The sequence below is a fragment of the Planktothrix sp. FACHB-1355 genome (assembly GCF_014748295.1).
In the GTDB taxonomy this organism is placed as follows: Bacteria; Cyanobacteriota; Cyanobacteriia; order Cyanobacteriales; family Aerosakkonemataceae; genus Aerosakkonema; species Aerosakkonema funiforme_A.
In genome coordinates, this window is sequence record NZ_JACJUP010000388.1 from 1 (window position 1) to 5325 (window position 5325).

Here is a 5325-nt window from a genome sequence, read left to right on the forward strand (position 1 = left end):
ATAATTAAAGCGGGACGGTCATTTGTCAATATTTCGTTGTCATTTGTTTTCTTTGCGACTGACTCTTGACCTAACTGTGTCGAATTCGGCACGAAGAAACCAGTCGGCAAAGATTGTTCCACTACCGGATGTCGCCCATCAATAATCGTAATTTCTCGCCCTTCTACCATATTGGGACGACAGTAACCCTGATACACCGCTATCTCTGCCAAACCGCACAACACATCCGCAGCAGCAACAGCGCGGGAGATATTGCGAATTAATTCTGCCTGTTCCGCTACTTCTGCCCTTAAAGCTACAAAAATATCGTATTCCAGCTTATTCAAATCTTCACGCGCCGTCAGAATTCTGGCTTCTCTTTCCTTCAGTTCCGGAGTGATGTAACGTTCCTCATTCGTGAGAGTTTGTTTGCGGATATAATTTTCTGGAACTTGGTCTGCTTTGGAGCGCGAAATACTGATATAATATCCGAATGATTTGGTATAGCCAACCTTCAGGTTAGAAATGCCCGTGCGCGATTTCTCGGTTGCTTCTAGATTGGCCAGCCATTTGCGATCGTCTTCCGCACCCACCCGCATTTCATCTAATTCGCCATTTATGCCTGACCGAATCAATCCGCCTTCCTTGAGATGGAGGGGAGGAGATTCTAATATATGAGCATTAATTTGACTTGCTAACTGTTCTAATATCGGCGATACTTTCTGCAACGCTTTCAGGTAGGGAGAACGGGCATCGGCAACTAAATTAGCTAATGTCGGTAACTTTTCCAATGAAACAGCTAAAGCGACTAAATCTCTCGCATTGGCAGTACCGCACCCGGCGCGAGTACTCAACCTTTCCAAATCGTAAATTTGCCGCAGTAGTTGACGCAATTCTTGACGAAGCGAACTATTTTCTACTAATTCTTGAATAGTATCCTGTCTGGCGCGAATTCCTTTAATATCTAATAATGGTTGCACCAACCAGCGACGCAAAGCACGTCCGCCCATTGCAGTGGTAGTTCTGTCCAACGCCCACAACAAAGAACCGTGAAAGGTGTTATCTCGAACTGTGTGGGTAATTTCTAAATTGCGGCGACTTTGGTAATCGAGGATGAGATAATCTGTGTGGGTGTATGTGCGTAGCAGTTGCAGGGAAACGGGATTGCTTTTTTGGGTATCTTCTAAATATTGCAACAAACCACCCGCAGCGCGAACGGCGAGGGGGAGATGTTCGCAACCCAAACCTTCCAGAGATTTTACTTTAAATTTTTGTACCAATCGCGCTTTTGCTTCACCCAAACTAAAGGGACTTTGGGGACGAAAAGCATAACAAAATGATGGCGGCAAACACTCAGGTAAATGTGCCGATTTCTCTCCCGGACGCAACAAAGCGCCCAAATCGGGAGCGTTTGTAGGAACTAAAACTTCGGCTGGGTGCAAGCGCATCAATTCTTGCGTCAAATGCTCTAATTTTTCTGATTGAGTTGTGAGGAATTCCCCTGTAGAAATATCCGCGTAAGCTAAACCCCAATGATTGCCAGCAATGACAACTGCTGCTAAAAAGTTATTGCGCCTAGCACTCAGCATTCCTTCTTCCAACAAGGTGCCGGGTGTGAGAACTCGCGTTACTTCCCGCTTTACCAATCCTACCGCATCGGCGGAATCTTCTACTTGGTCGCAAATCACCACAGCGTAACCTTTTTCTACTAGCTGGGTGGTGTAGCGTTCCCAGGCGTGGTGCGGTACACCGGTCATCGGTACTCGACCGACTTCGCCGGCGTGTTTGCTGGTGAGGACGAGTTCTAGTTCCTGCGATACGGTGATAGCATCTTGGAAAAATGTTTCAAAGAAATCTCCCACCCGATACAGTAGCAGAGCGTGAGGATATTTATCCTTCACCTCGACGTAGTGGTGGTACATTTTGCTGAGTTTGTCTTTATCTATCAGACGACAATCAGCGTTGGGGATGTCGGCTCGATCGAATTTAGCACCTTTGGCGTTGGTAGGGGTAGATGCGGAATAACTCATGGATGCGCTGGCGATCGCGTGAACCTTTATTGACTTTACCGCAAGGGGTGAACTTTTAGAGCGATTCTTCCGCAACAGTTACAGCCCGGGTATCAGTTGGCAGTTTTATGCCCATCTCATTATTATATGTGTAACCGGGCACATCCCATACTTTTTTGGCGATCGCACTTCTTTCTATGGCTCGAACCCTGCTTCACCAGGTATAAAAGATGACCCAGAGCAATTTATTGCTATTGGATATCTGGGTAATACTCTTTTTTCAGTCATTTACTCACTTATTGGAAAAGCACGAAAAGGGAAAGAGAAATTTATGAACAATATTTCTATTGAAGAACTCGAACAAAAAATTGAGGCAGGAGAAGAAGTAATCGATCGATATTTTGATGCCACGACAACAAGAGTTGGAACACGCCGCCAAATGAGTTCGCGAAGACGACAGGATTTAGTGACAACAAACCTAGAAATTCCCACCCCTATGCTCAACGAATTCGACCAAATGGCTAACGAACTCAAAATTAGTCGTGAAGCTGTGATTAAAATGATGCTAAGACGCGCTCTCGATGAACACTATCTTGCCAAGAAATCGCTGTTATAGCAAATTCCTGTAATAGAATCGCGAGAACCAGTTTGAGCTTGTGGCTGCCTTGCAACTGAAGCAAAAACAGAGTAATTCCTTTAATAGCTTATTTCTTTGCAATCCAATCGGAATCTTTGATAACATGACGCTGAATGAAATCCGTGAATTGTGTGAAATGTAGAGTTTTGGAGTTGCAGGACAATCTCTATGAGTTTTTACCCGGAACTCGATCGTCTAAATCTTGAAGAACTGATCGATCGCTTTAGGCAAAATCCTCCTGAAGGTGAGGAATATGCAGTTGTTTACTACCAAGAATTAGCCAGTATAATCGCAGTTAAAGGCAAAGCTGGTATTGATTTTTTACTCAGGCAAACTAAAGAAACATATCCGCCAAGGTGGCAAGCTATTTTGTTCGCGCTTTCCCAATCGCCATTAGACTATCCTAGTGTTCGGAATTTACTGTTTTCCTATCTCGAAAATGAACAGCCGATGATTGTTGCCGAAGCAATTGATAGTCTATGTAGAATAGAGGAAAAAGATGCTGTAGATCGAGTCCTAACTTTGTTTAAGCATCCATCTCCTTACGTTAGAGGTAGTGTGCTGCGCTATATAACACGCTTATATCCAGATAAGGCGTTACCTTTACTAATAGAAGCATTTAAAGACCAAGATTTCATAGTACGAGAAAATGCAGCAGATGAGGTGGGTGAGCTAGGTGCAGTGGAAGCGATTCCTTACTTACGTCGAATTTTAGAAGATGTTAACCCTGATGTTAGGCAGGCTGCTCAAACTGCGATCGCTATGCTAGAGTCGATCGCATAAATTCCCTCGTCTCAAACTATCACCTTGCATTTCTCGATAAAATCGAGTAAAATTCTTTGATGCGGAGAACCTAAAGGTCGCACTTCTCCTGCTTTTTCCGAATAACGTTCCCCTTGTCTAATTTCCTCTGGCGTCATCAATCCCATATCCCAACCTTCTCCCAAAACTAAATCTTCCAATTCCACGGTAAGCGGTGCGTAAAAAACGTGCCGCAAAACTTTGCTATCGCGGTAATGAGCAAAAAATGATACCGTGGATGGTGCGTAGCCAATTTCTTCCAGCAGTTCTCGCTTTACCGCGTCTTCTGGATCTTCCTCTGGCTCGATATGCCCGCCAAAAAACGCCCAGTGACCGGGATATACTATATTGGGGATGTTATCGCGCAATTGCATGAGAAATTGGTTATCCCGATATAGAATTGCGATCGCCACTTGCGCTAATTCCTTACTCATCACTCTTCCTTTTTTCTTCTCTCTTCTTCCCGACGCCCTAGCCCCTAACCCCTAACCCCTAGCTATATCATAAACGTTGTTGTTCTTTGATATAAATTTCGCCCAATTCCTGCCCAGCCAAAGGTATACTTTTATACTGAACTTTACCTTCGATCGTAATTTCCTGATTTTGTGCTGGGAATTTGTCTTTAGTAATCACGTAAACAGTACCAGTTGAGTCTTCCACTTCGTAAGCTCGCGTTCCCAAAAAAGGAACTTGCTTAATTACCCTACCCCTAATATAAACAGTAGACTTTTTATCTCGCTGCTTTTCCAAATCTTTGATTTTAGTAACGGGAACATTTGGTGTCCAAAAGAAACCGATTAAAGTAGCGAATACTCCTCCCAGCAACATAGCGATCGCGCCTAATTTCAATATTTCAATTTTGCCTGGTTTCATGATAGTTTTCCTTCAGCGATGTACTTGGCGGAAAAAATGAAAATTCACGTCAGTAATGGTAGATGTGGCATAGAGAAAAATAACAACTTGGCGGAGTGGGGGGAATGGGAGAGTGGGAGAATGGGAGAATGGGAGAAAATTCATAATTTTTTCCTTTTTTCCTCTTCCCCTAGCCCCTTTTACCTAGCCCCGACGCTTTTGATTTTTGACGGCACAGTTTCGATCGTCATTCGGGAATTTTTACCGCTGTAAGACATCAAAAGGTTAACTAAATCTGCGAAAATGGTAGAGCGAATTGCCTTCAGACACGAACGCCTCTTAAACATTGATGGACGCCCAAATTGCCCAATTACTAGATGGTAAAGCCCTTGCACAAAAGATTCAAACTGAATTGCAACAACGCATTCACGAGTTGCAAGGTAAAATAGGTAGATCGCCCGGTTTAGCAGTGCTAATGGTTGGCGATAACCCAGCCAGTGCCGCCTATGTGCGGAACAAAGAGCGAGCTTGCGAAAAAGTGGGAATTGCCTCGTTTGGGCAGCATTTCCCATCAGAAACTACCCAAACAGAACTTGAACAGGTCATTCATTCACTGAATCGAGATGAGCGGGTTGATGGCATTTTAGTACAACTGCCGCTACCTGACCACCTCGACGCGGTAGCTTTGCTGCACCAAATCGATCCCAATAAAGATGCGGACGGACTGCACGCGGTTAACTTGGGGCGCTTGGTGCGCGGGGAATCGGGACTGCGAAGTTGCACGCCTGCTGGAGTGATGCGCCTTTTGGCAGAATATCAGATTAACCTCAAAGGCAAACAAGCAGTTGTTGTGGGACGCAGTATTTTAGTAGGCAAGCCGATGGCATTGATGTTGCTGGAAGCCGATGCTACAGTGACGATCGCCCATTCTCGCACTCACGACTTAGCCGCAATTACCCGCAATGCCGATATTTTGATTGCCGCCGTTGGGCGATCGAATTTGATCGCAGGTGATATGGTGAAGCCAGGAGCCGTAGTTGTCGATGT

General features: G+C 44.8%; 7 protein-coding genes. 4 read left to right on the plus strand and 3 right to left on the minus strand.

Annotation, left to right across the window (positions count from 1 at the left end; genetic code table 11):
• A partial coding sequence (gene mutS, locus H6S82_RS16535; protein ID WP_199317900.1) for a DNA mismatch repair protein MutS occupies nucleotides 1-2009 on the minus strand: 2009 nt, incomplete at its 3' end.
• Between the two features lie 310 nt (nucleotides 2010-2319).
• Here mutS and H6S82_RS16540 point away from each other — a divergent pair.
• Entirely contained in the window at nucleotides 2320-2604 is a 285-nt protein-coding gene (locus tag H6S82_RS16540) for a CopG family transcriptional regulator (protein ID WP_190474629.1), read from the plus strand.
• Nucleotides 2605-2793: 189 nt separating this feature from the next.
• Nucleotides 2794-3408, plus strand: a complete 615-nt coding sequence (locus H6S82_RS16545; protein ID WP_190474630.1) for a HEAT repeat domain-containing protein — start codon at nucleotides 2794-2796, stop codon at nucleotides 3406-3408.
• An 11-nt stretch (nucleotides 3409-3419) separates the two neighbouring features.
• Here H6S82_RS16545 and H6S82_RS16550 read toward each other — a convergent pair whose 3' ends face one another.
• Together H6S82_RS16550 and H6S82_RS16555 are read right to left on the minus strand one after the other, a co-directional pair.
• Nucleotides 3420-3860 carry an NUDIX hydrolase gene (locus H6S82_RS16550; protein WP_190474632.1) on the minus strand — a complete coding sequence of 147 codons (441 nt, stop codon included), beginning with the start codon at nucleotides 3858-3860 and terminating at the stop codon, nucleotides 3420-3422.
• Nucleotides 3861-3927: 67 nt separating this feature from the next.
• Nucleotides 3928-4299, minus strand: a complete 372-nt coding sequence (locus H6S82_RS16555; RefSeq protein ID WP_190474634.1) for a hypothetical protein — start codon at nucleotides 4297-4299, stop codon at nucleotides 3928-3930.
• Between the two features lie 36 nt (nucleotides 4300-4335).
• On the opposite strand from H6S82_RS16555, the gene H6S82_RS16560 reads away from it, so the two are divergent.
• Nucleotides 4336-4551 carry a hypothetical protein gene (locus H6S82_RS16560; RefSeq protein WP_190474637.1) on the plus strand — a complete coding sequence of 72 codons (216 nt, stop codon included), beginning with the start codon at nucleotides 4336-4338 and terminating at the stop codon, nucleotides 4549-4551.
• Between the two features lie 76 nt (nucleotides 4552-4627).
• Nucleotides 4628-5325 (plus strand): bifunctional methylenetetrahydrofolate dehydrogenase/methenyltetrahydrofolate cyclohydrolase FolD (folD, locus tag H6S82_RS16565; protein WP_191056436.1); only part of this gene is annotated, 698 nt, incomplete at its 3' end.